The organism is Stenotrophomonas sp. YAU14D1_LEIMI4_1 (assembly GCF_003086815.1).
GTDB lineage: Bacteria > Pseudomonadota > Gammaproteobacteria > Xanthomonadales > Xanthomonadaceae > Stenotrophomonas.
In genome coordinates this window covers 4,140,431-4,163,748 of the sequence record NZ_CP025997.1, presented here as the reverse complement: position 1 = coordinate 4,163,748, position 23,318 = coordinate 4,140,431, and the positions used below count along the sequence as shown (strand labels likewise).

Below are 23,318 nucleotides of genomic sequence, written 5' to 3'. Positions count from 1 at the left end.
ACGCCCCGATGAACACTGCTGTGGATGCTGTCGAACGTACTGAAATCCTGATCATCGGTGCAGGTCCTGCCGGTTCGGTGGCCGCCGCGATGCTGCGCCAGCAGGGGCGCCAGGTGCTGATGCTGGAGCGCCAGCAGTTCCCGCGCTTCTCGATCGGCGAAAGCCTGCTGCCGCAGAGCATGGAATACATCGAAGCGGCCGGCCTGCTGCAGGACGTGGTGGAAGCGGGCTTCCAGTACAAGAACGGCGCGGCCTTCGTACATGGCGAAGCGCGCACGGCCTTCGATTTCCGCCAGAAGTTCTCGCCGGGCTGGGGCACCACCTACCAGGTGCAGCGCGCCGACTTCGACAACGTGCTGGCGCGTGGCGCCGAGCGCATGGGCACCACGCTGCGCTTCGGCGATGAAGTGCTGGCGGTCGAGCCGGGCGAACAGCCGGTGGTCAGCGTGCGCCGTCCCGACGGCAGCGAGTACCGCATCCAGGCCGACTTCATCCTCGATGCCTCCGGCTTCGCACGCCTGCTGCCGCGCCTGCTGGACCTGGAATCGCCGTCGAACTTCCCGGTGCGCGGGGCGATCTTCTGCCACGTGCGCGACAACATTCCGGCCGAAGCCGATTTCGACCGCAACAAGATCCTCATCACCACCCACCCCGAGCACATCGACGTCTGGTACTGGACCATTCCGTTCTCCAACGGCTGCTGCTCGCTGGGCGTGGTGGCCGAACCGTCGTTCTTCGAACGCTACGAGGGCGACGATCTGCAGAAGCTGCAGGCCATCGTGGGCGAAGACCCGAACCTGACCCGCCTGCTGGCCAACGCCGAATGGGCGGTGCTGCCGGTGCGCCGCATCACCGGCTATTCGGCCAACGTCAGTTCGCTGTGGGGCCCGGGTTACGCGCTGCTGGGCAATGCCGGCGAGTTCCTCGATCCGGTGTTCTCCTCCGGCGTCACCATCGCCTTCAAGTCGGCGCAGCTGGCCAGCGAATGCCTGAAGCGCCGCTACGCCGGTGAAACCGTCGATTGGGAAGCGGAGTTCTCCATTCCGCTGCGCGCCGGCGTGAAGACCTTCCGCCGCTTCGTCGAAGCCTGGTACCAGGGCGGTTTCCAGAAAATCATCTACCACCCCGAGCAGCAGCCTGCCGTGCGCGACATGATCAGCTCCATCCTGGCCGGCTATGCGTGGGATACCAAGAACCCGTACGTGGCCGATGACAGCGGCCGCCGCATGCGTGTGCTGGAGGAATTGTGCAGCGCCTGATCGTCCGTTTCACGGCCGTGCTGCTGTGCGTGCTGCTGGCCGCCTGTGCCAGCCGCATGCCGCGGCCCCTGGTCGAACTGCCGCCGCTGCGCCTGCCGCCGGCCAGTCTGCCGGCGCCGCTGGCGCTGCAGCAGCAATTGCATTTCCGCTTCGGCAGCCACGAACGCGACCTGGACGCGCTGCTGGAAGCCGATGCCCAGCAGGTGCAGTTGGCGGTGCAGGCCATGGGCCAGACCGGCGTGCGCCTGCAGTGGGATGGCCAGCAGCTGACCCAGCAGCGCGCGCCGTGGCTTCCGCCGCAGGTGCGTGCCGAGCGCGTGCTGGACGATCTGCAGTTCGCGCTGTGGCCGACCGCCGCGATTGCCGCGGCATTGCCGCCGGGTTGGCAGGTGGCCGACGACGGCCAGCAGCGCACGCTCTCACGCGACGGCACGGTGTGGCTGCTGCTGCAGCGCCGCGCCGATGGCAGCGTGGAACTGGACAACCGCGCCGAGGGTTACGCCCTGCGCATTGAATCGATCGACATGGCCGGGCAGCACGAATGACCGCACCGATTTTCCTGAACGACCTGGGTGTGGTCTGCGCGCTGGGCGCGGGCCGTGCCGAGGTGGCCGCCGCGCTGTTCGCCGATGCCCCGGGTGGGCTCAGCGACAACCACACGCTGCTGCCGGGGCAGACCCTGGCACTGGGTGAAGTGCGCACGCCGTTGCCGGCGCTGGACGATCTGCCGGCGGCCCTGCGCGGCCGCAACAATGCTTTGCTGGACGTGGCGTTGGCACAGATCGCGCCGTCGGTTGCCGCGGCCATTGCCCGCTATGGTGCGTCCCGCGTGGCGGTGGTGCTGGGCACCAGCACCTCGGGCATCGGTGAATCCGAACAGGCGCTGCGCACCCGCGCCGAGCAGAGCCACTGGCCCGAAGGGTTCGATTACGCACAACAGGAAATGGGCACTGCCGCCCAGTTCGTGCGCCAGCGCAGTGGCGCGCAGGGCCCGGCATGGACGCTGTCCACCGCCTGTTCGTCCAGCGCCAAGGCACTGATGTCGGCCGCACGCATGCTGCGCACCGGTGTTGTCGACGCCGTCATCGCCGGTGGCGCCGATTCGCTGTGCCGTTTCACCGTGGCCGGTTTCAGCGCACTGGAATCGGTATCGCCGCAGCGCTGCAATCCGTTCTCGCAGCACCGCAGTGGCATCAACATCGGCGAAGGCGCCGCGCTGTTCCTGCTGACCCGCGAGCCGGGCGGCGTGCGGCTAGCCGGCTGGGGTGAATCGGCCGATGCGCACCACATGTCCGCACCCGATCCGCAGGGCCTGGGTGCCATCGACGCGCTGCAGCAGGCCCTGCAGCGTGCCGGCTGGGCCGCGCAGGAGGTGGATTACGTGAACCTGCACGGCACCGCCACTGGCCACAACGACGCCATGGAAAGCCAGGCGGTTGCGCAGGTGCTGGGCACCACCGTGCCGGCCAGTTCCACCAAGCCGCTGACCGGGCACACGCTGGGCGCGTCCGGCGCGATCGAAGCCGCGCTGTGCTGGATCGTGCTGGCCGACAACCCGCAGCAGCAGCTGCCGCCGCACTGGTGGGACGGCGTGGCCGACCCGGCGCTGCCGGTGCTGCCGCTGGTGGCACCCGGTACGCGCACGGCGCAGGCACCGCAGCGCGCCCTCAGCAACTCATTCGCCTTCGGTGGCAGCAACGCCGTGCTGGCGCTGGAGCGCCTGTGAGCCGGCCGTTGTACGCCATTGAAGAGGTGGTGCCGCACCGCCAGGACATGTGCCTGCTGGAGCGCATCGTGCACTGGGACGATGAAGGCATCGAGGCCGAGCTGGTCGTGCCCGAGGCGGGGTTGTTCGTCGAAGACGGCGGCATTCCGGCCTGGGTGGGCATCGAATACATGGCCCAGGCCATTGCCGCATGGGCGGGGTGCCGCGCACGCACCGCCGGGCGCCCGCCGCAGCTGGGCTTCCTGCTCGGCAGCCGCCGCTACAGCAGCCAACGCAGCAGCTTCCCCAGCGGCACCTGCCTGCGCGTACAGGCGCGCTGCGAGCTGTTGGGCGACAATGGGCTGGGAATGTTCGCCTGCCGCATCCTGGCGGGCGACGAAGAATGGGCAGTTGCCAACGTGTCGGTGTTCGAACCGGCCGACTCGATGGCCTATCTGGAGAGTGGACAGGCATGACAGGGAATCGGAGTGTGCTGGTGACCGGCGCCAGCCGGGGTATCGGCCGGGCCATCGCGCTGCGTATCGCGCGCGATGGCTTCGACGTGGTGGTGCATTGCCGCAGCCGCGTTGAAGAAGCGCAGGCCGTGGCCGCGGACATCCAGGCGCTTGGCCAACAGGCCCGCGTGCTGGCCTTCGATGTGGCCGACCGGGCTGCCGCGCGTGCGGCGCTGGAAGCCGACGTGGAAGCCCACGGCGCCTACTACGGGGTGGTCTGCAATGCCGGCATCGCCCGTGACGGCGCCTTCCCGGCGCTGTCCGAAGACGATTGGGACCAGGTCATCCACACCAACCTGGACGGCTTCTACAACGTGCTGCACCCGCTGATCATGCCGATGGTGCGCCGTCGCAAGCCGGGCCGCATCGTCACCCTGTCGTCGGTGTCCGGCGTGGCCGGCAACCGCGGCCAGGTCAACTACAGCGCGGCCAAGGCCGGCATCATCGGTGCCACCAAGGCGCTGGCGCTGGAACTGGCCAGCCGCCAGATCACCGTGAACTGCGTGGCCCCGGGCCTGATCGAGACCGACATGCTGAATGAAGAAGTGGTCGAGCACGCATTGAAGCTGATTCCCGCCGGCCGCGTTGGCCGCCCGGACGAAGTGGCCGCCACCGTGGCCTTCCTGCTGTCCGAGCCGGCCGGGTACATCACCCGCCAGGTCATTTCGGTGAACGGGGGCATGATCTGATGGCCGCCGATCGTCGCGTCGTGGTGACCGGTGCCGCCGCCATCAGCCCGCTTGGCCACGACTGGCCGACCATCCAGGCGCATCTGCGCAGCTGCCGCAATGCGGTGCGCAGCATGCCCGAATGGGATGTCTATGCCGGCCTGAACACCAAGCTGGCCGCGCCCGCGCAGGATTACGACCTGCCGCCGAACTACAACCGCAAGACCACCCGTTCGATGGGCAAGGTCGCCATCATGTCGGTGCGCGCCACCGAAGTGGCGCTGCGCGAAGCCGGCCTGTACGAGCACCCGGTGCTGCGCAGCGGCCGTGCCGGCGTGGCCTACGGGTCCTCGTCGGGCAGCCATGAAGCCACTGGTGAATTCGGCCGCATGCTGCATGAATTCACCACCGATGGCATCAGCGCCACCACCTACCTGAAGATGATGAGCCACACCGCGCCGGTGAACATCGGCGTGTTCTTCGGCCTGTCCGGCCGCGTCTACACCACCTCCAGCGCCTGCACGTCGGGCAGCCAGGGCGTGGGCGCCGGTTACGAGGCGATCCGCAGCGGCAAGCAGACCGTGATGGTGGCCGGCGGTGCCGAACAGCTGGACGCCACCGCCGCCGCGGTGTTCGACACCCTGTTCGCCACCAGCACCCGCAACGATGCCCCGCAGACCACCCCGCGCCCGTTCGATGCCGGCCGCGATGGCCTGGTGCTGGGCGAGGGCGCCTGCACGCTCATCCTGGAAGACCTGGAACACGCGCAGGCGCGCGGCGCCACCATCCTGGCCGAGATCGTGGGTTACGGCACCAACAGCGACGGCCAGCACGTCACCCAGCCCAGCGCCGACACCATGGCCCAGGCCATGCGCCTTGCCCTGGAAGACGCCGGTCTGGAGCCGTCGCAGATCGATTACGTGAACGCCCACGGCACCGCCACCGACCACGGTGACATCGCCGAAACCCAGGCTACCGCGCAGGTGTTTGGCAACGCCGTGCCGATCAGTTCGCTGAAGAGCTACGTTGGCCACATGCTGGGCGCCTGCGGCGCGTTCGAGGCCTGGATGAGCATCGAGATGATGCGCGCAGGCTGGTTCGCGCCCACCCTGAACCTGGGTGAGGTCGATCCGCGCTGCGGCCAGCTCGATTTCATCACCGGCCAGGGTCGCGAACTGCAGGCCGAATACGTAATGAGCAACAATTTCGCCTTCGGCGGCATCAACACCTCGCTGGTGTTCCGCCGCTGGAGCGAGTGACCCGCTGTACCCGCACCCCAACAAGGAGATGTTCCGATGCGCCGCACCCTGCTGATCGCCGCCGCCACCGCGCTGCTGGCCCTGTCCTCCACCGCCTCGGCCCGCGACACCCGCGTCGAGCAGTCCCTGCGTGACCTGGTCAATTCGCAGGCCGCCAAAGATGCCGGCATCGATGGCAGCGTCCGCTTCTACCTGGCCGGCCAGCCGGTCAGCGTGCAGCAGCGCCTGGGCGAGGACGTGACCAACAAGAAGACCAACGCCGCCAACAAGAGCGACGAAGAAGCCTGCCGCTGGGTGGCCCTGTCGGCGCTGCGCGCGCTGCAGGATGGCGCCAAGTCGCGCGGCGCCAACGCCGTGGTCGACATCGTCAGCTACTACAAGAAGAACGAGTTCAAGAGCGCCACCAACTACGAATGCTATGCCGGCGCGATCCTGGCGGGCGTGGCGCTGAAGGGCACCTACGCGAAGGTCAAGTAAGGCCCGCGCAGCGCCCGGTGCTGGCTGAACGCCGCCGCCACATTGCTGAACCCCGGTGGGGAAACGCCTTCGATCGCGCCGCTATCGTCGCGTGACGGCTTTCCCCGCCCCCGGCTTTCCGACACAATCATGGCTCTTCCCGGGTTATCGTCCCGCGGACATGCACGCCTACGTCTATAAAAGCCAAAAAAAGCCGGACACCTACGTCTATCTCGCCCGTCGTGATGACTTCAGTGCGCTGCCTGCGCCGCTGGCAGCGTCGCTGGGCGCGCTCACCTTCGTGCTGGATATCGCGCTGGATGCTTCGCGTCGCCTGGCCCAGGCCGATCCGGCCAAGGTCCGCAGCGAACTGACCGAACGTGGTTTCTACCTGCAGGTGCCGCCGTCGGTGGCCAGCCTGATGCCGCGCCACTATGACTGAGCTGTCCCGTTCGCGCGCCCTGACTGCAGCCTTCGGGCTGGGCGCCGTGCTGGCGCTGGGTTCGGCCCTGGGTGGCCTGCCGGGCGCGCTGCTGGCCGCCTTGGCGCAGCCGGCGTTCGCGCTGGGTGTGTCGTGGTGGCGGCGCAGCCGTGCGCTGCTGTCGCTGCAGCAGACCCTGCGCCAGGACGTGCCGGCGCTGCTGGCGCTGTGGTTTGCCGCGCCGCTGCTGCTGGCTCTGCTGTTGGCCTGGCCGCTGGCGGCGCTGCGCGACAGCGGCAGCCTGGCCGCCGTGCTTGGCCTGAGCGTGCTGGTCAGCGCCGCGTTGCTGGCGGCCTGGCGCACCTGGCCGCTGTGGAACGATGTCGAACGTCTGGATGGTGGCCTGGGCCCGCATTGGCAGGCACTGGCCGGGCGCGATCTGAGCGCCTGGCGTGGCCTGGGCGTGGCCGCGAACGTGGTGGCGCTGGCCGCGCTGGTGGTGTTGCCGGCCTGGCCCGAGCTGTTGCCCGAAGGCGCACGCTGGCCGGCCGCGCTGGCCGTGCTGCTGCTGTCGCCGCCACTGCACCTGCTGCTGCAGAAGGTGCAGCCGGCACCGCTGGTGGCACTGCGCAGCCGTGTGCTGGACACCGCCAGCGACGACGCGGCACCCCGGTTCACTGCCGTGGCCGACAGCACCCCGCTGGAAGCCATGGCGCCGCAGGAACTCACCCCGTCGCTGTTCGAAGCGGCCCGCCACGGCCGTGTCGACCGCGCGCTGCAGTTGCTGCAGGCCGGTGCCGACGCGCACGCGCTGCCCGATTCGAGCTGGCGCGACCAGCGCAGCCTGGCCGTGCTGGCGGCGGTGCTGCCGGACCTGCGCCTGCTGCGTGAACTGATCGGCCGCGGCGTCGACGTGAACGCCCCGCACCGTGGCATGACCCCGTTGCTGGCCGCCACCCGTGACAGTTGGCATGGCCGCCCCGAAGCGGTGATGACCCTGCTGGCCAACGGTGCCGATTCGCGCGCCACCGACAGCGACGGCAACACCCCGCTGCACCATGCCGCACGCAGTTCCGACCCCGGCGTGGCCGCACTGCTGCGCGATGCCGCCGCCGAAGTGGACGCGCTGAACCATGAAGGCTGGTCGCCGCTGGCGGTGGCCTGCCAGGTCGGCAACTGGCGCCTTGCACGCTTCCTGCTTGAGCGCGGCGCGCGTACCGAACCGGCCGAGGGCACCCCGGTGCTGCTGGCCGCGGCGGCCACCGAAGATGATGACCCGGCCGGCGTGCAGCTGCTGCTGAAGCACAAGGCCCGTGCCGATGCGCGTGATCGCCAGCGCCGCAGTGCGCTGCACGACGCCGCGCTGGCCGGCCACGTGGACATCATCGGCGTGCTGCTGGGCGCCGGTGCCAACCTGGAAGCCCGCGACGCGCTGGGCCGCACCCCGTGGCTGGAAGCAGCCCGTGCCGGCCGCGCAGCGGTGATCGAACACCTGCTGCCGCACAAGCCCGACCTGACCGCCGTCGATGGCGAAGGCCGCAACGCGGTGCTGCTGGCCGCCATGGCCGACGATGTGTCGCCGCTGCTGGTCAAGCGCCTGGTGGACCTGGGCATCGCCGCCGATGCCAGCGATCCCTTGGGCCGGCGCGCCGTCGATTACGCTGCCGAAGCCGGGCGCTGGGCGATCGTGGCCCTGCTCGATCCCAGCTATCCGCTGCCAGCGGCCGTCAGCGATGGCCTGGCCGAACGTGGCGATGCCGCCACCGCCAGCGGTCTGCTGCCGGACCGCCCGCCGCTGACCCTGCTGCGCGAAGCGCTGGGCTTCGGCAATACCGACGGCATGGCCGCCCTGGCCAGGCTGTGCCAGCCTGAAGAACTGGGCAGCCTGCTGCTGGACCCGGAACTGGCCCTGGAACCGCGCGCAGTGGACTGGCTGCTGGGTCATGGCGCCGACCCGTACGTGCGCGATGCCTGCGCCGACACCCCGATGTTCGCCCTGCTGGCGCGTGGCATCGATGCCGTGCCGGCGCTGCAGGTGATGCTGCAGCGTGGCCTGTCACCGGCGGGCCGGGGTGGCCTGGCGCGCTTCCTGGCCGCCTGCGCACAGCACGACCAGGCCGCCCGTGGCCTGGAACAACTGTCGCTGGAACTGCTGGAACGCGGTGCCGATCCGTTCGCGCCTTCGCCGGCAGGTGATCCGCCGTTGTCGTTGGCCGTGCGCCTGGGCTGGCTGCGCCTGCAGCAGGCCCTGCTGAACACCGGCGTGGACCGCGAAGCGCGCGACAGCCACGGCATGACCGCCCTGCACCTGGCTACCGCCCTGGCCCGCGAAGGCGCATTGAAGCTGCTGGTGCAGCACGGTGCATCGCCCGAAGCGCGCGCCGCCGACGGCCAGACCCCCTTGGGCGTGGCGCTGTCGATCGGCCGTCGCGACCTGGCCGATTGGCTGGACTGGCGCGTGTGGCCGCTGCCGCGCCGCACGCTGCGCGAGAGCGATCTGCCGGCCGCCGCCATGGCCGGTGACGTCGACGCCGTGCGTCGCCTGAACGATCTCGGTTTTGCCATCGATGCGGTGGATGCGCAGGGCTGCACGGCCCTGCTGCGCGCGGCCGGTGGCGGCCACCTGGCGGTGGTCGATCTGCTGCTGGCCCGTGGCGCCGATCCGCAGCACGGCGCAGCCAGTGGTGCCACGCCGTTGTCGGCGGCCGTCAGCATGCGCCAGGTCGATATCGTGTCGGCCCTGCTTGATGCCGGCGCGCAGCTGGAACACCGCCTGCCCGGCGGCGTAACCGTACTGATGCTGGCCTCGGCGCTGGGTCTGCCGGACATCGTGGCGCGCCTGCTGACCGCCGGCGCCGACGTGCATGCCGGCGACGCCCAGCAGTTGGGGCCGCTGCACTGCGCAGCGCTGTACGGTTTCAGTGCGCGCGACCGTTCGCGCCTGCTGGCGCTGCTGGACACCCTGCTGCTGGCCGGTGCCGAACCGGACCAGGCCGCTGCCGGTTCGGTCACGCCGTTGCTGCTGCTGCTGGGCGCGCGCGCCGAGCCGGGTACGGCCTGCGACGAACAGGTGGTGATGGCTGCCGTGGAGCGCCTGCTGGATGAAGAGGTGAGCCTGGACGTGCGCGATCCGCGTGGCTTCGGCCCGCTGCATCTGGCCGCCCTGCACGGCCTGCCGCTGCTGGTGCAGCGCCTGCTGCGCGCCGGCGCCGACCCGGAAGCACGCGACAGCTTGAACCGCAGCCCGCGCGAGATCGCGGTCATGCGCGGCTTCATCGACGTGGCCGGCGAATTCGAACCGCGCGTCCCCGGCGTGTCCTCCATGGCCCGCTTCCTGCGCGACAATGGCTGAAGCGCGGGGTCGGATCCCTTTCCGCAGGAAAGGGCTCTGACCCCTGCATGGCGTCATGCACGCTCATCCACGCATGGCGTGGATCTACTTGTCGCGCTCGGCGTCGGCTTCGAACAGGTGCATCAGGTCGTTGCGGGCATCGCGCGAGGTCTGGATCACCGCGGCTTCGTCGTCGTACACCAGGTACTGGTCACGCAGCAGCTGTTCGTCGTGCTCGCGGAAGCGCTGCACATGGCGCTCGGCCACATCCGGAGCCACACCCAGCGCGGTCAGCACGCGGCCGCTCATCTCCAGGCTGGTGCCGAACACTTCGCGGAACGGCTCGGCCGACATGTCCATCAAGCGCCACGCATGCTGGCGGTTGCGCGCCCGCGCCAGCACCTTCGCTTCCGGGTACAGGCGGCGCACCATGCGCACCGCGCGCAGGTTGGTTTCCGGATCGTCCACGGTGATCACGAACACATCGATGCGCTCGCCACCGGCCGCGCGCAGCATTTCCGGCCGGGTCGGGTCACCGTAGTACAGCTGGTTGCCGAAGCGGCGCAGGTCGGCCACGGTGTCCGGGTTCGCTTCCAGCGCCACGAACGGCACCTTCTGCGCGGTCAGCAGGCGCGCGATCACCTGGCCGAAGCGGCCCATGCCGGCAATCAGCACCTTGGGCTGGTTGTCCGGCGCCACCTTGTCGGCCGGCGCGGCATCACGCGGCGCCACGCGCTCGCGTCCCAGCAGTTTCAACAGCGCGATCATCAACAGCGGGGTGATGGCCATCGACAGACCGACCACCGCCACCAGCCGGTCGTGGTTGGCATTGCCAAGCAGGTGCGCGCGCTGCGCTTCGTTGAATACCACGAAGGCGAACTCGCCGCCCAGCCACAGCACACTGCCCAGCAGCAGCGACTGCCGCGACGTCAGCCGGGCGACCCGGCCGATCGCATACAGCACGCTGAACTTCACCAGCAGCAGCGCGCCCACGCCGGTGGCGATCAGCCAGGGCTCGGCGGCAATGCGGTCCAGGTCGATGCCCATGCCCACGGCAATGAAGAACAACCCCAGCAGCAGGCCCTTGAACGGCTCGATCTGCGCTTCCAGTTCATGGCGGAATTCCGAATCGGACAGCAGTACGCCGGCCAGGAACGCGCCCAGGCTGGGGCTCAGCCCGGCTTCCTGCATGAACCAGGCGGTGCCCAGCACCACCAGCAGGGCGGTGGCGGTGAACACTTCGGGGCTGCGCGTGCGCGCGATGACGCCAAACACCCGCCGCAGCACCGGGCGCCCGCACAGGATCACCACCGCCAGCGCACCCAGCGCCACTGCCACATCTTCCCAGCGCAGGGTCTGGTTACGCGCCCCGCCCAGCAGCGGAATGGCGGCCAGCAGCGGAATGGCGATCAGGTCCTGGAACAGCAGGATGGCGAATCCCAGCCGCCCATGGTCGCTGTTCAGCGCCTTGTGTTCCGACAGCAGCTGCAGGCCCACCGCCGTGGACGACAGGGCCAGCGCGATGCCCACCACCAGCGCGCTCTTCCACTGGAAATGGTCCAGCAGCAAAAGCCCGCCCAGCAGCAGGCCGGACACCGCCACCTGTGCCGCACCGGCACCGAACACCGAACGCCGCATCACCTTCAGGCGTGAGGGTGACAATTCCAGCCCGATCACGAACAGCAGCATCACCACGCCGATCTCGGCCGCGCCCAGGATCCGGTCGGCATCCTGCACGAAGCCCAGCCCGTCCGGGCCCAGCACCACGCCGGCGGCCAGGTAGCCCAGCACCGCGCCGAAGCCGAACTTCTTGAATACCGGCACGGCGATCACCGCGGCCAGCAGCAGCACCAGTGCCAGTTCCAGACCACCGCTATGCATGGGAATACCTGGTCATCGCAGTGGCCGGGGCGCGTCCGTTCGGTTGGGGGGAAGGGCGGTGGAGTGCCCTGCGCGCATTATGCGCGCCTGCCCGTGCACGAACGACAACGGCACCGCAACCGGCAACCGGCCAGCGCCGGAACCGGGGTTGACCGCGGCAGAGGGCAGGTCCAGACTGCCCGCCGCTGCCGGTGTCTTGCGGCAGTACACCCATCCGGAGTCCCCAACCCATGTCCAGCGACAGTAGAAGTCGACCTCGTTCGACGCCAGCGATGGCAACCGCCTGACATCGGGACGGTCTGCCTGCGTTGGCGTTGCGCGAGGTCGCACCCACGAAAGGCAGATCCATGAACCAGAAGCAATTGCTGCGTCCGGTGGCCGATGCCGCCGCACTGGCCGCCCCCCTGGCCGACTACAACACCGCCGACGCGGTGGAATTCCTCAACACCCTGGAACTCGAACGCGCCGCTGACACGCTGGCGGCACTGCCGCTGCCGCGCGCGGTGAAGATGCTGGAAGCACCGGAACTGCACCGCAGCGGTGAACTGGTGGCCGCACTGCCGCCGGCGCGTGCAGCCGCGCTGCTGGGCCTGATGGCCGACGACCGTGCCACCGACATCGTGCACGAGCTGGACGAAGACGAGCGCGCCCGGCTGATTCCGCTGCTGGGCAGTGAAGCCCGCCAGGCCATCCAGACCCTGCTCAGCTACCCGCCCAACACGGCCGGCGCGCTGATGACCACCGAATTCGTGGCGGTGCCGGCCAGCTGGACCGTGGCCCAGACCCTGCAGCACATCCGCCAGGTCGAGCGCACCCGCGAAACCGTGTACGCCATCTACGTGCTGGACCCGGCCAGCCAGCAGCTGCAGCAGGTGGTGACCATGCGCCGGCTGATCACCGGCCTGCCGGAGGAATCGATCCTGGACGTGGCCCAGGTCAACCCGCCGGTCACCGTCGATGCCCTGCTGGACCAGGAAGAAGTGGCGCGGCTGATCCGCCGCCACGACCTGCTGGCCATTCCGGTGGTCGATGCGCAGCTGCACCTGCTGGGCATCGTCACCGTCGATGACGTGCTGGATGCCCTGATTGAAGAGTCGACCGAGGACGCGCACAAGTTCGGCGGCATGGAAGCGCTGGACAAGCCCTACATGCAGATCGGCTTCTTCGAGATGCTGCGCAAGCGCGCCGGCTGGCTCAGCGTGCTGTTCCTGGGCGAAATGCTGACCGCCAGCGCCATGCAGCATTACGAGGATGAACTGGCACGTGCCGTGGTGCTGACCCTGTTCATTCCGCTCATCATGAGTTCCGGCGGCAATTCCGGTTCCCAGGCCACCTCGCTGCTGATCCGCAGCCTGGCCCTGCGCGAATTGCGCCTGCGCGACTGGTGGAAGGTGGCCCTGCGCGAAGTGCCCACCGGCATGGTGCTGGGCGCGATCCTGGGCTGCCTGGCCATCGTGCGCATCGTCATCTGGCAGCTGGGCGGCCTGCACGACTACGGCGAGCACTGGGTGCTGCTGGCCATCACCATCGGTGCGGCGCTGGTGGGCATCGTCACCTTCGGTTCGCTGTCCGGTTCCATGCTGCCCTTCATCCTCAAGCGCCTGGGCTTCGACCCGGCCAGCGCCTCGGCTCCGTTCGTGGCCACCCTGGTGGATGTGACCGGCCTGGTCATCTACTTCAGCATCGCCGCGATGATCCTGCACGGCACCCTGCTGTAACCGGGCCGTCATCCACGCATGGCGTGGATCTACCCGTAGTAGATCCACGCCATGCGTGGATGCGGTGTGCCGGGGGGCCTGCGCACGATCATGCCGCTGCAGCGCCAGTCCGTGTACCGTAGGCGCATGAGTACCTACCATCTGCAGTCCGTGTTCCGCCCGCAGTCGGTTGCGGTGATCGGCGGCAGCCCGCGCGAACGCTCGGCCGGCCGCGCGGTGATGCGCAACCTGCGGGGCACCGGCTTCCCCGGCAAGGTGGCGTGGATCAACCCGCGCCATGCCGAGATCGATGGCATCCGCACGGTGAAGCGGCTGAAGGACCTGGACTGGGTGCCGGACCTGGTGGTGATCACCGCGCCGGCGGCCATCGTGCCGCAGGTGGTGCGCATCGCCGCCGAACGCGGCGTGCAGGCGGCCATCATCCTCACCGCGCACCTGGGCGAGGGCCCGGGCTCGCTGTCCGAACAGGTGGAAACGGTGGCGCGCAAGCATGGCCTGCGCATCCTCGGCCCGCACTGCCTGGGCGTGATCGCGCCGCACGCGCGGCTCAATGCCAGCATCGCCGCGCATTTCCCGCAGGCCGGCGACCTCGCGTTGATTTCCGAATCCTCGGCGATTGCCGCGGCGCTGGTGGAGTGGGGCGTCGCACGTTCGGTCGGCTTCTCCGCCGTGGTATCGCTGGGCGACACTCTGGACGTCGACTTCGGTGACCTGCTCGATTACTTCGCCACCGACTACCGCACCCGCGCCATCCTGCTGTACGTCGAACACATCAAGGACGCACGCAAGTTCATGTCGGCCGCGCGTGCCGCTGCGCGTGCCAAGCCGGTGGTGGTGGTAAAGTCCGGCCGCGCCGAGCGCGTGCAGCCCGGCAGCGCCGATACCCACGTGCAGGCGCTCGCCCGCGCCGATGATGTCTACGGCGCCGCCTTCAACCGCGCCGGGCTGCTGCGCGTCAGTGCGCTGGACGAGCTGTTCACCGCCGCCGAAACCCTGGGCCGCCTGGGTACGTTCCCGGGCCGTCGTTTGGCCGTGCTCAGCAACGGTGGCGGCGTCGGCCGCTTGGCCGTGGACCAGCTGGTCGCCTTGCGCGGCACCCTGGCACAGCTGTCCGACGGCACGGTCGAAACACTGGACAAGGTGCTGCCGCAGGGCTGGTCGCGCAGCAATCCGGTGGACATCGTGGTCGACGCCGATGGTGACCGCTACGCCGCCGCCATCGAGGCGCTGCTGGCCGACAGCGAAAACGATGCGGTGATGGTGGTCAACGTGCCCACCGCGTTCACCTCGTCGGCCGATGCGGCGCAGGCGCTGACCCGCACCCTGGGCCTGCGCCCGCGCCACCACCGCGACAAGCCGGTGTTCGCCGTGTGGCTGGGCAACGATGACCAGGCCACCGCCACGCTCAACGCCGCGCGCGTGCCGACCTACCCGACCGAAGCCGAAGCCGTGCGCGGTTTCCAGCATCTGGTGCGCTACCGCGAGGCGCAGAACGCGCTGATGGAAACGCCACCCAGCCTGCCGCAGGATTTCAGCGTGGACACGGCACGGGCGCGCGCCCTGGTCGAATCTGCACTGGGCAACGGCCAGCAGTGGCTCGATCCGCTGGCCACCCATGAACTGCTGAAGGCCTACGGCATTCCGTCGGCGCCGGTACTGCATGCGCGCGATGCGCACGAGGCGATGGACCTGGCACAGCCGCTGCTGGAGCGCGGCGCCACGGTGGCCCTGAAGATTCTGTCGCCGGATATCCCCCACAAATCGGAAGTGGATGGGGTGCGCCTGAACCTGGCCACGCTGCCGGCGGTGCAGAGCGCGGCCAATGCGATTCTTGCCCGCGCGCGCCAGCTGCGCCCCGATGCGCGCATCGACGGTCTGCTGGTGCAGCCCACCATCGTGCGGCCGAAGGCGCGCGAGATCATCGTCGGCATTGCCGATGATGCAACCTTCGGGCCGGTGATCGTGGTCGGGCGCGGCGGCACGGCGGTGGAAGTGATCAACGACAAGGCGCTGGCGCTGCCGCCGCTGGATCTGCGCCTGGCGCACGAACTGATCGGCCAGACCCGCGCCTCGCGCATTCTGAAGGCGTATGGCGATGTGCCCGCTGCCGACGAACGCGCGCTGGCGCTGGCGCTGGTGAAGCTGGCACAGCTGGCCGCCGATATTCCTGAAGTGCGCACGCTGGACATCAATCCCTTGCTGGTGGACAGCAAGGGCATCCTGGCCCTCGATGCGCGCGTGGCCATCGCACCCTCGCGCATCCTGCACAAGGGCCGTGGCCATCCGCGCTTCTCGGTGTTCCCGTACCCGAAGGAGTGGGAACGCACCATCGAACTATCCGATGGCGGGCGCGCCTTCGTGCGCCCGGTACGGCCGGAAGACGATGCGCTGTTCCGCGCGTTCTTCGCCCGGGTCAGCGATGAAGACCTGCGCCTGCGTTTCTTCCAGTCGGTGAAGCACTTCAGCCACGAATTCATCGCGCGGCTGACCCAGCTCGACTACGCGCGCTCGATCGCGCTGGTGGCCATCGACCCACGCAGCGGCGACATGCTGGGCGCGGTGCGCCTGCATGCCGATGCCGATTACCACCGCGGCGAGTACGGCATCCTGATCCGCTCGGATCTGAAGGGCCACGGCATTGGCTGGCGCCTGATGGCGATCATGATCGAGTACGCCAAGTGGCTGGGCCTGGACGTAGTGGAAGGCCAGGTGCTGCGCGAGAACAGCACCATGCTGGCGATGTGCCAGAGCCTGGGCTTCAAGGCAAAGCTGGACCCGGACGACCCTACCGTGATGGTGGTGACCCTGCCGGTGCAGCAGGTCGAGGTGCCCGCGGCACCGGCATGACCGGCGCCTTGATAGCGCAATCCCGCGTTCCTTACTGGAAGCGCAACTCTTCAGTCACCCTGCTGCAGGACTGATCCAGCTCCACATGGAACGATCTGCGTTCGGCCATGGACAGCGGATCGGCAAGGTCCTCCTCATGCAATACGTCAAAGGCACGACCATCTGCCACGGAGGACGACAGGGTTACAAAGTAGGTCGTGGCTTTCCAAGCCCGGGTGCGCGAGACGTAGGCGTCCACAACACGCACGCAGTCCGGTTGCTCCCTGGCGGCCAGAATATTGGCGCGTGTCTTTTCAGGCAGTGTCTGCAGCGAAACCTTCCCGGAGGCTCCACACGCAAGGGGCAGGCATCCCATAACAAGGCACAGCGTGATCGTCGACAATCTGGACATCACTCATCTCCCCGGACAAAGAGCAGCGTCGAGCTTGCTCGACTGCTTTGGATCTTCGTAGAGTCGAGCTTGCTCGACTGCTTTGCGCACAGCAGTCGAGCAAGCTCGACTCTACGCCAGGATCATCGCAACGGCTCCACCACCACCGCCGTGCCATAGCACAGCACCTCGGTCAGCCCGGTCATCACGTCGGTGGCGTCGTAACGCATGCCGATGATCGCGTTGGCCCCCAGCTGCCGCGCATGCTTCACCATGTCCCGGTAGGTCTCCTCGCGGGCCTGTTCGCACAGCTCGGTGTAGATGGTGATGTTGCCGCCAAAGATCGTCTGGATTCCACCAAGGAAATTGCCGACGATCGAGCGCGAGCGCACGGTGATGCCGCGCACCACACCCAGGTTGCGGGCCACCCTGTAGCCGGGCAGCTCGAAGGCGGTGGTGACCAGCGAATCCTCGAAGCGCAGGGCTGGAGGGGAAGGGATGCCGCTGTTGTAGGGGTCTGCCATGATCGCGTCCGTGTCGGTGCCTTCGGTAGAGTCGAGCTTGCTCGACTGCTCTGGGCTTTTCGTAGAGTCGAGCTTGCTCGACTGCTTTGCGCACAGCAGTCGAGCAAGCTCGACTCTACGGAGCAGGGCAGTCGAGCAAGCTCGACTCTACCGTGCAATCGCCCGTTCCGGCATGGCCACGTCGGCCCGCCGGCGCGACAATACCCACATGACCGAACGCATTCCCCTGCTGCTGTTGCCCGGCCTGCTCAATGATGCCGAGCTGTGGCGCGCGCAGCTGGCCGACCTGGCCGACATCGCCGACTGCACCGTGGGCGACCAGACCCGTGGTGAAACCCTGCAGGCGGTGGCCGAGGACGTGCTGGCGCAGGCGCCCGAGCGCTTCGCGCTGGCCGGCTTCTCCCTGGGCGGCTTCGTCGCCCAGCAGATCCTGCGCATCGCGCCCGAGCGCGTGCTGCGGCTGGCGCTGGTCGATACCTCGATCCATGCCGATTCGCCGGAGCGCGCCGAGCAGCGCCGCAGCCAGCGCGCCAGCGTGCGCCTGCCGGGCAAGTTCCATGGGTTTGGCGATGCGCTGATGCGCAGCTACATCGATGCCTCGCGGCTGGACGACTACGTGCTGGTGCAGCGCGTACGTGACATGACCGCACGCCTGGGCGCCGAGGTGTTCCTGCGCCAGAGCGGGCTGGAACGCCGCGACGGCCATGACGTGCTGGCCGCCTACCGCGATCCGCTGCTGATCGTCTGCGGGGCCAACGACCGCATCACGCCGTTGGCGGTGAGCGAGGAAATGCACGCGCTGGTGCCACAGTCGCAGCTGGTGGTGGTGCCCGATTGCGGGCACCTTGCACCGATGGAAAAGCCGGACGAAGTGAGTGCGGCAATGCGCGGCTGGTTGCTGCAGAGCAGGGGCTGAACCCCGCTTCTGGTAGGTGCCGACCTTGGTCGGCACGCTGGTTCATCGACCGACCAACGGCCAGTGCCGACCAAGGTCGGCACCTACCGGTTCCGGTCTCCAACCGCAGCCGGGATCAATCCCAGGCCGGGGCAATGCCGTCCGGGTTGGCCAAGCGATGGCCGCGGTCCAGCTTGGCGATCTGCGCCATGTCATCGTCGGTCAGGCGGATCGCGGCGGCTTCCAGGTTGCCGGCCAGGTTCTCGCGCTTGGTGGACGAGGGGATGACCGCAAAGCCCTGCTGCAGCGCCCAGGCCAGCGCCACCTGGGCCGGGGTGGCCTGGTGGCGGCCGGCAATGGCCTGGATCACCGGGTCCTTCAACACTTCGCCATAGGCCAGGCTCATGTAGGCGGTAATGCGGATGCCGTTGTCCTGCAGGAACTTCACCAGCAGGCGGTTCTGCAGGTACGGGTGGATCTCGATCTGGTTGGTGGCGATGGCATCGGCGCCCAGGATCTCGATCGCCTTGCGGGTCTGGGCGATGGTGAAGTTGGAAATGCCGATCTCGCGGGTCAGGCCCTGCGCCTTGGCCTCGGCCAGTGCCGGCAGGTATTCCTCCATCGGCACATCCACCTTGTCGTTCGGCGAAGGCCAGTGGATCAGTGCCAGATCCACATGGTCGGTGCGCAGCTTCTGCAGGCTGGTGCGCAGGCTGGCCAGCAGCGCATCGTGCTTGAACTCGCTGATCCACACCTTGGTGGTCAGGTAGATTTCCTCGCGCGGCACGCCGGATTCGGCGATCGCCTGGCCGACTTCGGCCTCGTTGTCATAGATCTGCGCGGTATCCACGGCGCGGTAGCCGACGTCCAGTGCGTTGCGCACCGAATCGATCACGGTCTGGTCTTTCAGGCGGAAGGTGCCAAGGCCAAAGGCGGGGACAGTCATGGGAAGCTCCAACGGGGGGAAAGGAGTGAACAGGAAGGGTAGGGCAGCGGCCGTATGCATGCCGGCAACGGTGCATTGCATGGCCGGTCAATGTGCGGCGGCGGCAATGCCCTCGGCGCGGTGGTCCACGCCATCGCGGCGGTCCAGGCGGCCGCTGAGTGCGGTCAGTGCATAAGCGGCCAGGACCACCAGCGCACCCAGCCACGACGTGTGCATCAGGCCGATGTGCTCCACCACCAGGCCACCCAGCGAGGCGCCCAAGGCGATGCCGATGTTGAACGCGGCGATGTTCAGGCCCGAGGCCACGTCGGTCGCCTGCGGTGCATAGCGCTGCGCCTGCTTGACCACATACACCTGCAGGCCCGGCACGTTGCCGAAGGCGACCGCACCCAGTGCCAGCACGGTCAGCAGCATCAACCAGGTGTTGTGGGCGGTGAAAGTGAGCACGAACAGCACCAGGGCCAGCAGGGCGAAGATGCGCTTCAGCGCCGGCACCGGGCCCAGCCGGTCGGCCAGGCGGCCGCCCCACAGGTTGCCGATCGCCACCGACACGCCGTACACCAGCAGCACCAGGCTGACCGCATTGGCCGAAAAGCCGGTCACGTCCTGCAGGATCGGCGCCAGGTAGGTGAAGGCCAGGAAGGTGCCGCCGTAGCCCAGCGCGGTCATCGCATAGACCAGCAGCAGGCGCGGCTGCGCCAGCACGCCCAGTTGCTGGCGGAAACTGGCCGGCGCGCTCTGCGGCACCGTGCGCGGCACGAACAGCAGCGCGCCCAGCAGGGCGACCACGCCCAGTGCGGCCACGGCCAGGAAGGTGGCACGCCAGCCCAGGTGCTGGCCGATGAAGGTGCCCAGCGGCACACCCGTCACCAGCGCCACGGTCAGGCCGGTGAACATGACGGCGATGGCACTGGCGGCCTTTTCCTTCGGCACCACCGCGGTGGCGATGATCGAGCCGATGGAGAAGAACACGCCATGGGCCAGGCCGGTGAGGATGCGCGCGGCGATCAGCGAGGTGTAGCCCGGTGCCATCCAGGCAATCACGTTGCCCAGGGTGAACAGCACCATCAGCGCCACCAGCAGCTGCTTGCGCGGTACGCGCCCGGTCAGCGCGGTCAGCACCGGCGCGCCGATGGCCACGCCCAGCGCATACAGGGAAACCAGCAGGCCGGCCGAGGGCAGGCTGACGTGCAGGTCGGCGGCGATGGTCGGGATGAGGCCGACGATGACGAATTCGGTGGTGCCGATGGCGAACGCGCCGAGCGTCAGCGCCAGCAGGGCCAGGGGAATGCCACGGGTCATGACAGGGTCCAGAGGAGGAGAAGGCGGGCAGTGTGCGCGGCCCACCTTTGCCGAAAAACCGGTCTTCACGCCAATCACTCTTGCCTGCTGGTCAATAATGGCGGCATGAAGACCACCCTCGACGAAATGCAGGCCTTCCTGGCGGTGATCGACAGCGGTTCGATCAGCGCCGCCGCCGAGCAGCTGGGGCAGACCCCTTCGGGGGTCAGCCGCGCGCTGGGCCGCTTGGAAGAAAAGCTGGGGACCACCCTGCTGACCCGCACCACGCGCCGGCTGCACCTGACCGCCGAAGGCGAGGCCTACCTGCGCCACGCCCGGGCGATCATCGATGCGGTGGAATCGGCCGAGGAGCAGATGGCCGCACGCCGCGAGCGTCCGGTCGGTCGGCTGCGGGTGGACGCGGCGATGCCGTTCGTGCTGCATGTGATTGCACCGCTGGTGGCCGGCTATCGTGCGCGCTATCCCGAGGTGCAGCTGGAGCTCAACAGTTCCGAGCGCTATATCGACCTGCTGGAGCGGCGCACCGACCTGGCCATCCGCATCGGCCCGCTGGCCGATTCAACCCTGCATGCGCGGCCGTTGGGCCGCTATCGCTTGCAGCTGGTGGCCAGCCCGGCCTACCTGGCCGCCCACGGCGAGCCGAGCAGCGTGGCGGCGCTGGGGCAGCACACACTGCTGAGCTTCAACGAGCCGGAATCGCTGAATCGCTGGCCGCTGCCGGGCGATGCCGACGGGCAGTTGCTGGTGCGCCCGGACGTGGCCGTTTCCAGCGGTGAAACGCTGCGTCGGCTGGCGGTGGAAGGCGTGGGCATCACCTGCCTGTCCGACTTCGTGACCGCACGCGACCGCGCCGCCGGCACGCTGGTGCCGGTGCTGTCCGCGCAGACGCTGGATGTGTACCAGCCGATCCACGCGGTGTACTACCGCAACACCGCCGTATCGGCGCGCATCAGTTCGTTCCTGGATTACCTGGGCGAGGCGATGGCGCAGGGCCAGGACCCGCGCTGGTAGCGCCGGGCCATGCCCGGCGGAACCCTCACGCCGCGCGTGCCAACGCTTCCTTCGTCGCGGCGTCGCTCGACAGATCGAACACATCCACCGCGTCGATCAATCGGTCGGCCTGCTGTTCCAGGCTGCGTGCGGCGGCACTGGCTTCTTCCACCAGCGCGGCGTTCTGCTGGGTGGTGCCATCCATCTGGATCACCGTCTGGCTGACCTGTTCGATGCCCGCGCTCTGCTCCTGCGACGCGGCGGAAATCTCGGCCATGATGTCTGTCACTCGCTGCACCGACGCCACGATCTCTGCCATCGTGTTGCCGGCCTGGCGCACATGCTGCGTGCCCTGGCCGACCTGTTCCACCGATGCTTCGATCAGCGCCTTGATCTCCTTGGCGGCGCCGGCCGAGCGCTGTGCCAGCGTGCGCACTTCACTGGCCACCACCGCAAAACCACGGCCCTGGTCGCCCGCGCGCGCCGCTTCCACCGCTGCGTTCAGCGCCAGGATATTGGTCTGGAACGCAATGCCGTCGATCACGCTGATGATCTCGGCGATCTGCCGCGACGACGCTTCGATTGCATCCATGGTCGCCACCACCTGGCCGACCACCGCGCCGCCCTGCGAGGCCACGCCGTGTGCGCCGATCGCCAGTTGATTGGCCTGGCGTGCGTGCTCGGCGTTCTGGCGCACGGTCGAGGTCAGTTCTTCCATCGAGGCAGCGGTCTCTTCCAGGTTCGCGGCCTGCTGCTCGGTGCGCCGTGACAGATCGTTGTTGCCCGCGGCAATTTCCGCCGCCGCACTGTGGATGCTGCCCGAGGTGTGCTTGATGTCGGTGACGATGGTAGCCAGCTGGGCGGCAGTGGTATTGGCATCGCCGGCAATGCGGGCGAACACGCCCTGGAAGTCGCCGTGCATGCGCGCGCCCAGGCGACCATCGGCGATGGCGCGCAGCATGCTGGAGACCTCGCCCAGGTTGTGCTCGGTGGTCTGCATCAGGCGGTTCAGGCCTTCCACCATGCTGCGGAAGTCGTGCTGGAAACGGCTGCTGTCGCCGCGCTGGCTGAAATCACCTGCCGCCGCGGCTTCGGCCAGACCGCGGATCTGCCCGTTGATCGCGCCCAGGTTCGCCTTCACTGCATCCAGGGCCTGGGTGATCACCGCCTTTTCGCCCGGCAGGCGTTCCATGTCCTGGCTCAGATCGCCAATGGCATAGCGCCCCATGATCGCGATCGCGCGCATCTTTACCTGAATGTGCGCGTCCACCAATGCGTTGGTGTCGGCCACCATGCGCCCGTAGGCGCCGGGGAAAGCGCTGGCATCCATGCGGTGGCTGATGGTGCCGGCCTCGTGCTGCTCGGCCATGCCGGCCTGCGCGGCCAGTACGCCACGCAGGGTGTTCTGCACGGCCTGCATGGCCTGCGCCAGGCGACCGATTTCGTCGCGGCTGCGGACCTGCACCGCGTGGTCCAGATCGCCGGCGGCGACCGCGCGTGCGGCGGCTTCCACCGCCAGCACCGGTTGCACCACCGCGCGCCGCAGCCACCAGCCCAGGGCCAGCAGCAGGGCGATGGCCGCGCCTATCGTCAGGCCGCCGCTGACCACCAGCAGGTGCCGCGCCGCCTGCGAACGTGCGGCGACGGCGGTCTCGGCCACCTTGGCCGTGTGGTCACCCAGCGCATCCAGCGCGGCGGCGACCGGGCGGTCCTTGCCGCGCACCAGGGTGTCACCGGCGGCCGGGTCGTACTGGGCCTCGGCAAAAGCCTGCAGCGCACCGTGGTAGGCCTGCTGCAGCTGCGTGTGCTGCGCGCTGAAGGCCTGTGCCAGCTCGCGCGTGCGTGCATCGGGGCTGGCCGCCACGCGCTGCGCGAGCTCGGCCACCACGCGACCCTCGCTGTCGAAGGCATCCAGATGGCGCTGCCGCAGCGCGTCGTCGTGGCCGCGCAGCAGCACGTTCTTCCACTCCTGCACCTGGCTGCGGAATTCGCGTTGCAGGCGCTCGGCATCGCGGCTGAGCGCGACCTCCGGCGGCACTTCGGTGGACAACTTCAGCCAGGCCGTGGCCAGACCGGCCAGGGCACACAGCAGTACGACAGCCAGACCAACAGAGACGGCACCGAGCAACTTGGACTGCAGTCGCGGCGCAGCGGACGACACGTTCATGGAAGGGGCTCACGGATGAATGGCGATGCGGTATCGACCGTTCTTGAGCCTCCTGAAGTGAGAT

Annotated in this window: 19 protein-coding genes; 13 read left to right on the top strand and 6 right to left on the bottom strand. The window is 68.6% G+C overall.

The window, feature by feature from the left end; genetic code table 11:
• The first annotated feature begins 8 nt into the window (after window positions 1-8).
• The 9 genes from C1932_RS19085 to C1932_RS19045 all read left to right on the top strand — a co-directional run bounded on the left by C1932_RS19085 (window position 9) and on the right by C1932_RS19045 (window position 9,635).
• Window positions 9-1,259, top strand: a complete 1,251-nt coding sequence (locus C1932_RS19085; protein ID WP_108754571.1) for an NAD(P)/FAD-dependent oxidoreductase — start codon at window positions 9-11, stop codon at window positions 1,257-1,259.
• Complete coding sequence (locus tag C1932_RS19080) at window positions 1,247-1,804, top strand: DUF3261 domain-containing protein (RefSeq protein ID WP_108751316.1); 558 nt, start codon at window positions 1,247-1,249, stop codon at window positions 1,802-1,804. The genes C1932_RS19085 and C1932_RS19080 overlap by 13 nt, the downstream gene beginning before the upstream one ends.
• Entirely contained in the window at window positions 1,801-2,985 is a 1,185-nt protein-coding gene (locus tag C1932_RS19075; protein WP_108763214.1) for a beta-ketoacyl-[acyl-carrier-protein] synthase family protein, read from the top strand. Before C1932_RS19080 ends, C1932_RS19075 begins: the two co-directional genes overlap by 4 nt.
• 47 nt (window positions 2,986-3,032) lie before the next feature.
• Window positions 3,033-3,440 (top strand): hypothetical protein, encoded by a 408-nt coding sequence (locus tag C1932_RS19070; RefSeq protein ID WP_108757819.1) that lies wholly within the window; start codon window positions 3,033-3,035, stop codon window positions 3,438-3,440.
• Window positions 3,437-4,168 carry a 3-ketoacyl-ACP reductase FabG2 gene (locus C1932_RS19065; RefSeq protein ID WP_108763213.1) on the top strand — a complete coding sequence of 244 codons (732 nt, stop codon included), beginning with the start codon at window positions 3,437-3,439 and terminating at the stop codon, window positions 4,166-4,168. Before C1932_RS19070 ends, C1932_RS19065 begins: the two co-directional genes overlap by 4 nt.
• Entirely contained in the window at window positions 4,168-5,406 is a 1,239-nt protein-coding gene (locus tag C1932_RS19060; RefSeq protein ID WP_108754567.1) for a beta-ketoacyl-ACP synthase, read from the top strand. Before C1932_RS19065 ends, C1932_RS19060 begins: the two co-directional genes overlap by 1 nt.
• 36 nt (window positions 5,407-5,442) lie before the next feature.
• The gene (locus C1932_RS19055; RefSeq protein ID WP_108751312.1) at window positions 5,443-5,883 is read left to right on the top strand and encodes an excinuclease ATPase subunit; all 441 of its coding nucleotides are present in this window, start codon (window positions 5,443-5,445) and stop codon (window positions 5,881-5,883) included.
• A 160-nt stretch (window positions 5,884-6,043) separates the two neighbouring features.
• On the top strand, window positions 6,044-6,304 hold the full coding sequence (locus C1932_RS19050; RefSeq protein ID WP_108754565.1) for a YcgL domain-containing protein: 261 nt from the start codon (window positions 6,044-6,046) through the stop codon (window positions 6,302-6,304).
• Entirely contained in the window at window positions 6,297-9,635 is a 3,339-nt protein-coding gene (locus C1932_RS19045; RefSeq protein ID WP_108763212.1) for an ankyrin repeat domain-containing protein, read from the top strand. Before C1932_RS19050 ends, C1932_RS19045 begins: the two co-directional genes overlap by 8 nt.
• 84 nt (window positions 9,636-9,719) lie before the next feature.
• Here the strand turns inward: C1932_RS19045 and C1932_RS19040 are convergent, their stop codons facing one another.
• Window positions 9,720-11,495 (bottom strand): monovalent cation:proton antiporter-2 (CPA2) family protein, encoded by a 1,776-nt coding sequence (locus C1932_RS19040; RefSeq protein WP_108757512.1) that lies wholly within the window; start codon window positions 11,493-11,495, stop codon window positions 9,720-9,722.
• A 347-nt stretch (window positions 11,496-11,842) separates the two neighbouring features.
• Between C1932_RS19040 and mgtE the strand changes: the two genes are divergently transcribed.
• Both mgtE and C1932_RS19025 read left to right on the top strand, forming a co-directional pair.
• Window positions 11,843-13,213 carry a magnesium transporter gene (gene mgtE / locus C1932_RS19030; protein WP_108763211.1) on the top strand — a complete coding sequence of 457 codons (1,371 nt, stop codon included), beginning with the start codon at window positions 11,843-11,845 and terminating at the stop codon, window positions 13,211-13,213.
• Between the two features lie 126 nt (window positions 13,214-13,339).
• Window positions 13,340-16,060: a bifunctional acetate--CoA ligase family protein/GNAT family N-acetyltransferase gene (locus tag C1932_RS19025; protein ID WP_108763210.1), complete on the top strand. Its 2,721-nt coding sequence runs from the start codon at window positions 13,340-13,342 to the stop codon at window positions 16,058-16,060.
• A gap of 31 nt (window positions 16,061-16,091) precedes the next feature.
• Here the strand turns inward: C1932_RS19025 and C1932_RS19020 are convergent, their stop codons facing one another.
• Window positions 16,092-16,451, bottom strand: coding sequence for a hypothetical protein (locus tag C1932_RS19020; protein ID WP_108763209.1), 360 nt, complete (start codon window positions 16,449-16,451; stop codon window positions 16,092-16,094).
• Window positions 16,452-16,573: 122 nt separating this feature from the next.
• Window positions 16,574-16,954 (bottom strand): YbjQ family protein, encoded by a 381-nt coding sequence (locus C1932_RS19015; protein ID WP_108754558.1) that lies wholly within the window; start codon window positions 16,952-16,954, stop codon window positions 16,574-16,576.
• 208 nt (window positions 16,955-17,162) lie between these two features.
• On the opposite strand from C1932_RS19015, the gene C1932_RS19010 reads away from it, so the two are divergent.
• On the top strand, window positions 17,163-17,870 hold the full coding sequence (locus tag C1932_RS19010) for an alpha/beta hydrolase (protein WP_108751306.1): 708 nt from the start codon (window positions 17,163-17,165) through the stop codon (window positions 17,868-17,870).
• Window positions 17,871-17,985: 115 nt separating this feature from the next.
• On the opposite strand, the gene dkgB is transcribed toward C1932_RS19010, so the two are convergent.
• On the bottom strand, window positions 17,986-18,795 hold the full coding sequence (dkgB, locus tag C1932_RS19005) for a 2,5-didehydrogluconate reductase DkgB (RefSeq protein WP_108763208.1): 810 nt from the start codon (window positions 18,793-18,795) through the stop codon (window positions 17,986-17,988).
• Between the two features lie 87 nt (window positions 18,796-18,882).
• Window positions 18,883-20,097 (bottom strand): MFS transporter, encoded by a 1,215-nt coding sequence (locus C1932_RS19000; RefSeq protein ID WP_108763207.1) that lies wholly within the window; start codon window positions 20,095-20,097, stop codon window positions 18,883-18,885.
• Window positions 20,098-20,202: 105 nt separating this feature from the next.
• On the opposite strand from C1932_RS19000, the gene C1932_RS18995 reads away from it, so the two are divergent.
• Window positions 20,203-21,108 carry a LysR family transcriptional regulator gene (locus C1932_RS18995; protein WP_108763206.1) on the top strand — a complete coding sequence of 302 codons (906 nt, stop codon included), beginning with the start codon at window positions 20,203-20,205 and terminating at the stop codon, window positions 21,106-21,108.
• A gap of 25 nt (window positions 21,109-21,133) precedes the next feature.
• Here the strand turns inward: C1932_RS18995 and C1932_RS18990 are convergent, their stop codons facing one another.
• Entirely contained in the window at window positions 21,134-23,254 is a 2,121-nt protein-coding gene (locus tag C1932_RS18990; protein WP_108763205.1) for a methyl-accepting chemotaxis protein, read from the bottom strand.
• Window positions 23,255-23,318: the final 64 nt, after the last annotated feature.

Excerpts from the sequence above, each read along its gene's own strand:
- C1932_RS19000 (WP_108763207.1), bottom strand. The coding sequence starts at position 20,097 with ATGACCCGTGGCATTCCCCTGGCCCTGCTGGCGCTGACGCTCGGCGCG.
- C1932_RS19060 (WP_108754567.1), top strand. The coding sequence starts at position 4,168 with ATGGCCGCCGATCGTCGCGTCGTGGTGACCGGTGCCGCCGCCATCAGC.
- C1932_RS19045 (WP_108763212.1), top strand. The coding sequence starts at position 6,297 with ATGACTGAGCTGTCCCGTTCGCGCGCCCTGACTGCAGCCTTCGGGCTG.
- C1932_RS19070 (WP_108757819.1), top strand. The coding sequence starts at position 3,033 with ATGTGCCTGCTGGAGCGCATCGTGCACTGGGACGATGAAGGCATCGAG.
- C1932_RS19015 (WP_108754558.1), bottom strand. The coding sequence starts at position 16,954 with ATGGCAGACCCCTACAACAGCGGCATCCCTTCCCCTCCAGCCCTGCGC.
- C1932_RS19075 (WP_108763214.1), top strand. The coding sequence starts at position 1,801 with ATGACCGCACCGATTTTCCTGAACGACCTGGGTGTGGTCTGCGCGCTG.
- C1932_RS19065 (WP_108763213.1), top strand. The coding sequence starts at position 3,437 with ATGACAGGGAATCGGAGTGTGCTGGTGACCGGCGCCAGCCGGGGTATC.
- C1932_RS18990 (WP_108763205.1), bottom strand. The coding sequence starts at position 23,254 with ATGAACGTGTCGTCCGCTGCGCCGCGACTGCAGTCCAAGTTGCTCGGT.
- C1932_RS19055 (WP_108751312.1), top strand. The coding sequence starts at position 5,443 with ATGCGCCGCACCCTGCTGATCGCCGCCGCCACCGCGCTGCTGGCCCTG.
- mgtE (WP_108763211.1), top strand. The coding sequence starts at position 11,843 with ATGAACCAGAAGCAATTGCTGCGTCCGGTGGCCGATGCCGCCGCACTG.
- C1932_RS19040 (WP_108757512.1), bottom strand. The coding sequence starts at position 11,495 with ATGCATAGCGGTGGTCTGGAACTGGCACTGGTGCTGCTGCTGGCCGCG.
- dkgB (WP_108763208.1), bottom strand. The coding sequence starts at position 18,795 with ATGACTGTCCCCGCCTTTGGCCTTGGCACCTTCCGCCTGAAAGACCAG.
- C1932_RS19050 (WP_108754565.1), top strand. The coding sequence starts at position 6,044 with ATGCACGCCTACGTCTATAAAAGCCAAAAAAAGCCGGACACCTACGTC.
- C1932_RS18995 (WP_108763206.1), top strand. The coding sequence starts at position 20,203 with ATGAAGACCACCCTCGACGAAATGCAGGCCTTCCTGGCGGTGATCGAC.
- C1932_RS19010 (WP_108751306.1), top strand. The coding sequence starts at position 17,163 with ATGACCGAACGCATTCCCCTGCTGCTGTTGCCCGGCCTGCTCAATGAT.
- C1932_RS19085 (WP_108754571.1), top strand. The coding sequence starts at position 9 with ATGAACACTGCTGTGGATGCTGTCGAACGTACTGAAATCCTGATCATC.
- C1932_RS19020 (WP_108763209.1), bottom strand. The coding sequence starts at position 16,451 with ATGTCCAGATTGTCGACGATCACGCTGTGCCTTGTTATGGGATGCCTG.
- C1932_RS19025 (WP_108763210.1), top strand. The coding sequence starts at position 13,340 with ATGAGTACCTACCATCTGCAGTCCGTGTTCCGCCCGCAGTCGGTTGCG.